The organism is Cytophagia bacterium CHB2 (assembly GCA_030263535.1).
Taxonomy (GTDB): Bacteria; Zhuqueibacterota; Zhuqueibacteria; order Zhuqueibacterales; family Zhuqueibacteraceae; genus Coneutiohabitans.
The window spans coordinates 1-6,143 of record SZPB01000377.1; the positions used below are offsets into that span (position 1 = coordinate 1).

The 6,143-nt window shown below is 52.0% G+C and carries 4 protein-coding genes; 2 read left to right on the plus strand and 2 right to left on the minus strand.

The genetic code is table 11. From position 1 onward, the window contains the following. A partial coding sequence (locus FBQ85_25235) for a YbgC/FadM family acyl-CoA thioesterase (GenBank protein ID MDL1878437.1) occupies nucleotides 1–819 on the minus strand: 819 nt, incomplete at its 3' end. Further along, entirely contained in the window at nucleotides 820–1,524 is a 705-nt protein-coding gene (locus FBQ85_25240; protein MDL1878438.1) for a hypothetical protein, read from the minus strand. 169 nt (nucleotides 1,525–1,693) lie between these two features. On the opposite strand from FBQ85_25240, the gene FBQ85_25245 reads away from it, so the two are divergent. Continuing rightward, nucleotides 1,694–2,605, plus strand: coding sequence for a T9SS type A sorting domain-containing protein (locus FBQ85_25245; protein ID MDL1878439.1), 912 nt, complete (start codon nucleotides 1,694–1,696; stop codon nucleotides 2,603–2,605). A 17-nt stretch (nucleotides 2,606–2,622) separates the two neighbouring features. Then, on the plus strand, nucleotides 2,623–5,817 hold the full coding sequence (locus FBQ85_25250) for a T9SS type A sorting domain-containing protein (GenBank protein ID MDL1878440.1): 3,195 nt from the start codon (nucleotides 2,623–2,625) through the stop codon (nucleotides 5,815–5,817). Nucleotides 5,818–6,143: the final 326 nt, after the last annotated feature.

Here is a 6,143-nt window from a genome sequence, read left to right on the forward strand (position 1 = left end):
CGTGATCGTATCAACGAAGACCCACAACGAATAGGCGCGGGCCAGCAGCGCCCCGTCGCGGACGCGGCGGACTTCGTTATGGCGCACAGCCGTGGCTCGCTTCACATCAGCTAGAAATGAAGTCACTTCCAGTTCATCATTCATCACCGCCGGCTCGCTATACTCGATGCGGTAGCGGCGGGCAACGATGGCCACGCCCTGGGCCATGATCCGGTCAAGCGGCCAGCCAAAGGCCGCGGCTGCGCCGACATTACATTCCTCGATGTAACTCAGATAGTTGGCGTTATTGACGTGCTGCGCCGGGTCCAGGTCGCGCCACTCGACGCGCCGATGCATGCGGTGGACGCCCGGCGGAGGCGGCGGCGCGACGGGAAACGGCTCCCGCCGTTCGCCGGGGGCGATGCCGGGATGCCGGAACGCGGCCACCATCTCCGGCGGGATCGTCGCCGGGCGCAACGTTTCGCTGTCCAGAAAGACCCACTCAGTCGTGGCCGTAGCCACCGCCTCATTGCCATCGGCCAGCCGCAACTCATACATCCGCCGCGAGCGCACGCGCCTAAAATCCGCCACCCACGTCTTGACGACGACCGTGTCACCGTAGGTCAGCGGTCGTAAGTAGGTGATGTCGGTCTCGCGAATGAGCCACTGCCGGCCCAGCGCGCGATAGCGCGCGATGTCGTAACCGACGGCGGCCGAGGCGTCGAAAGCCGCCTCCTGCATGTATCGCAGATAGTTGGCGTGGTTGACGTGACCATAGGGATCGCACTCGTAGTGGCGCACGCGAAAGACGCGCTCGATAAAGGGGATCATTTTCATCACTTAGGCGCGCCGCTGCGGCGTGGCCTGTCGCTCGCGCGCCACCTCGGCCAGGGTCTTCTCGTACGTACCGGCCAGTTCAACGAAGTAATCGTGGAACTCCCCCCAGCGCTCAGCGATGGTTTGTCGCTTGCGCTTGAACTCGGTCGTCTCCTCCTGTCGTCGCAGGAAGCGAATCGTCGATCGAATAAGGCCGCGCACGTGCGTTCCGGCGAAGCCGATGATCTCCTCGGCCAGATTGCGGACCGGGCTGGTTTCGGTGGTTTCCAGGACGCGCCGCAAGGCTTCCCCCGCGATGGCGGCTTGCTCCACCGCATCCAGGTGCCCGCGCAGGATCATGTAGTCGAGCAGAAAGGCGCGGTGCCAATAGTGGCTCAATTTGTCGGTTGCATCAACCACGGTGAACACATAGACCAGCGTGCGATACATGTTGCGAATGAGGTAAATGATTTGCTCGAACGGCCACAGCAGGCAACCGCGCAGCAAACCCTCGCCGCGCGTGCGGTTCACCTCACGAATGGCGGCTCGGGAGAGCGTTCGGCCGCGCCGTCGGGCGATATCGCCGGGCATGCGGCGGCGAAAATACCCCTCCAACCAGGAATCCACAAACGGGAATGGTAATAGGATGGCCAGCCCGGCAAACGTGGCGTCGGCATACACCAGCCAGTCGAAATCGGTCGCGATCTCGGGCGCGGTGTTTTTGTTCATTGGCAAAGGGTCTCCTTTTCAAACAGAGATCGAAGATTGCAAAAGCAGATTCGCTCCCTACTCTCTCTTCTCCAAATAATACTGGCTTTTGAGCATCATGATCTGAATTCTATCCACAAGAACATTGACTAAGATTGACATTGTGTTAAAAAATTAACGGAGGCATGCCATGCATAAAACGATCTACTTCGTTGTGTGCATAATCGTTTTAGGCTCAGGGGCGAATGCGCAATTGCGTAAGGCCTCGGATTATTTTCCCTTGCAGGTGGGTAATATTTGGGAATACAAACCCAACCCGGACTTCTATGATGATCGGCGTTTCGAGATAGTATCTGATAGTCTTGTGGATGACACATTGAGGGTATATCGAGTTATGGCAAAATCACTAGATAATCCCTCCGTACCGGTTGACTACGGCTACTATCATTATAACAAGGATTCAATGATTGTCTATCGCAACTTCGAATCGCCATTTGTGCCATATGAAGGCTTACCCATGATCGACACCCGGGGCGGTCCTGGTTCAGTCTGGACATACCCGATTGGTGACTATTTGGGCGCTTTCGCCATTACCGACACGGGAAAAGCTTTTTACTTGGAAGGCTTGCGAAATTGGGCGCAAGTTCAATCAGGATTTTTTAGTCAAGATGACTCAGTCGTATTTGACCAAAATTATTATTGGGTCTTTTTCGAAGGTATTGGTCCAACAAAAGATGGCACTGATACTCTAGTATATGCAAAAATCAATGGCATCGAGTATGGCACATCTTTGAGCATCAAACACAAGAGTGGGGCCCCGAATATACCTCGAGAGCCATCAATGCGTGTCTATCCCAATCCAATACATGATAAAGCCGTAATAGAAATTGAGAGTTTTCAGTCGCAGGCAATTGAGCTCAACCTTTTTAATATTTTGGGCCAGAAAGTGAGCGTCTTACATCATGGTAATTTGCTAAACCGTCACCATACTGTGATTTGGAACGGTCGTGGCAGCGATGGAAAAAAATTGAATAGGGGAGTTTACTTTCTTGTGCTGAGATCTCAGCGGATTGTCAAAACACTCAAGATTCTTTACCTGTAAACAGAAAGGGGCAACGCATGAAAGCTTATCGTATTTGCTTCGCAGCCGTCGCCATACTTTTGGCGCTGGTATTGACTCGTGCCTATGCGCAATCTGTAGAATGGGTTTGCGGTACACCGGAGGACGCAGGTGAGGGCTTCGCCGGGAAAAGTAAAAATGCACCGATCATCAACAGAGTGAATCCCAACCCTGCCGGGAAAAATTTTAAAGTTGCGGTACTGTATTTCAAATTCTCAGATGATAGTTTTGATACTGGAAACTGTTTGACCGAAGGTTGGAGCGCATCATCGCCTTCACCAAGCTGGGGTGGAGAATTTTTGATCCCTACCCCTTATAACGCCGGCACCGTCGAAAATGACATCGCAGCCAAGCCCAATAGCCTTACGGCTTATTGGTACCGCATGTCGAACGGGAACCTCTGGCTTTATGGTGATGAACATACTTATGGCGGGCCGGCTATTAACGCAAGCCCAGATTATACTTCCAAAGCAAACTGGCGCGCCAACAACCAGGCTATTTTGCAGTGGTATGCCGATAATTATGACTTGAGATCTTTGGATAATAATTCGGATGGTGTTGTCGATATGATCATGTTGGTCTGTCGGGCCCGGGCGAAATACCCTTATGGCAGTGGGAGTGGCCAACATTATGGAGGTGTCGCTGATGGTGATTATCTAACCAACCTCTCTGCTGGAGCAATCACAATTTCTGATGCTTCAGACCCTAGTGAGCCCGACATAGTTGGCTCTAGCAGTCTGATTGACAATTCTGGAGTTTACGGCACGGACTGCTACAATCTAGAAGGCGCACACCAACTTATTACACACGAGTTGGGTCATCAATTGTGGAACTCTGGCCACCGAAACGGGCTGCATCGCTGGAATCTCATGTCGGGTGCTGGGTCAATTCCTCCGACCGGAAGCGGTGATGTGGCTAGTGCATTTGAAAAATCTTTATCTGGTTGGCTATCTTTTACAATGGTCACAACTGATCAAATAGCGGTTGAGTTGAGTGCCATGACGTCTTCCAATCAGGCGATTCGTATTCCTGTGACCAACCCGGGCGTAACCAATGACTACTTTGTGTTGGAGCATCGGCGCAATATAACTCATTATGAGATCATCGATCCCTCCTCCTGTCCGGACACCGGGGTCGATGAGGGATTGCTAATATCTTACATGCGAGCAGGGTCAAGTGGACCAGATATTCGACCGGCGGATAATGTTGTCACAAATTTAGGAACGGCATTGAACCCAATTCGCGATGGAGATGCTTCGGACCTCTTCCCCAATGGTGGTATAACCAAAATTACGCCATATACCACACCCAGCACCGCAGATCGAAACGGCAATCGAACCGGATTGGCGATTCTCAACATTCAATATAGCGGCGCCGGCAACGAAAAAGTGAAATTTGATATCCGTCAGAACTATTGGGAAGGCCCCATTACTACGAATACCACTTGGTCTGGCCAGGTTTATGTGGGCGAAAACATCACAGTCAACAGCGGCGTCACCTTAACCATTTCTGCGGGTACAACAGTTTTGTTCGCTGCGGGTAAGAAATTGATCATAAATGGCAGCATACAGGGGAACGGCGCCTCCGGCACTCCCATCACCTTTGACCGCAGCGGTGCCTCCGGCACGTGGGCCGGCATTTGGATTGAAAACTCCACCTCAAGCTCGAATTTGAATTACTGTACGCTGCGCCATTCCACCTATGGCCTTCGTATCAAAAACAGCAGCGGCATGGTAACCATCGATCACGCAACGCTCACCGACAACTCCTTCGGCTTGCTGGCGGAAAACTCCAGCCCGTTCACGATTCAGAATTCCACGATACAAGACAATGCCTATGGCGTCTATATTGTTTCATCTTCAGGGTCCGGTAGCATGAAAATTTTGTCCAACAACATATCATCCAACTCTAATCACGGCGTTTATCTTTACAACAATGCGGATGCTTTTTTGGGCTTTAATACCATCACCGGCAATACCCAACACGGCATTTACTGCTACTCCAACAGCGATGCGACTATTCGTAGCATCCTTCCTTCGCCGGATTATGGCGGTAATATCATTCACAGCAATGGCGGCGACGGTGTGCGCACCGCGGGCACTTCCTATCCCTCGCTCGGCGTCGATTTTCAGCAGGGAGGCATTAAAGACTATTATGGTTACAATGAAATTCAGGACAATGGCGGAAATGAAGTGGGAAATTTCAACGCCAGCGGCACGATCATGGCCGAGCGCAACTATTGGTCGTCCAATCATGAGGTTGAAGCCGAACCCGAGGATCTCAACGGCAGCGTTGATTATGACCCCGTTCTGCCTGAGATTCCCACCATGCCGAGTCAACAACCATTCAATACTCTGACAAAAACGTTGATTGACTTTAAAGAAGCCTATGCGCTGGAAAATCGCGACGAATTACAGGCCGCGGCCGAATTGTATTTGAAATTGCTGCACGAGAACCCGGAGACAGACAACGTTGGTTTTGGCGTGAGCGGTCTGATTCGCTGCTACAAGGGATTGGGGCGCCATGCGGAAATCAATCGACTCATGGATGATTTGATCGATGATTTCAAAGGCACGGCGCTGGCCGGCAGCGCCAGCAGCCACAGCCTGCCTTTTCTCATGCAAATCGGTGATTTCGGAATCGCTATTTCCCGCGCCATAGAGTTGTTGCAGAAAAACCGTGAGTCTGCTGCGGATGAAGCTCATTATCTTTTTCAATTGGGAGCAATCTATCATTTGAAAAGCGGCAATACCGAGACCACGGATTTGACAAATGCGCTCGACTATTATGATGAGTTGCTGCAAAAACATCCGGATTCGGATTTTGCCTTGTTGGCAACGCTGGAAAAGGAACAACTGAATCGTGACGGCCTGGCAAGGCCTGCGATTGGCATTTCGCGGCCTCTCGCGCCGGCCTCATCGTTCACGCTTTATCCCAATTATCCCAACCCGTTCAATCCCGAAACCAGGATCGGATTTCATCTGGATAACGAGAAGCGCGTTTCGCTGTGCATTTATGAGGCGAGCGGGCGTCTGGTGAAAACGCTGGTGGATGGTGTTTTTCCCGCCAGCGATCATGAGATGACATGGAACGGCCGGGACGCTCGCGGTGTTGCAATAGCGAGTGGCGTCTATTTCATTGAGCTGGTCGCCGGAAACGAAAGGAAAATGCGAAAAATGGCAGTCGTGCGCTGAGTTGTGCAGATTCGGAAACGATTGTCCGCACGATTGATGACAGAGGTGACTTTTGACTAGGCTCAAACTGGCATAGACAATAGATTGGCATTGTCACCTTTCTGAAGATTGAATTGATTGCTCGCCTTGACAGCAATCTCCGCAAATTTAAAGCGTCTGTGCGGCGGTTCTCATCGATGAGTATTCAATCCTAGCCCACCCCCTGCACAAGCGGTCGGCGCGCGGTCTGTCGGGGGCCACGACAATTCCCCCACCTTCTTGCCTTAGGGCCAGGATAATTCCCCCACCCAGGGTCAACTTAATTCCCCCACCTGGGTCAGGATAAT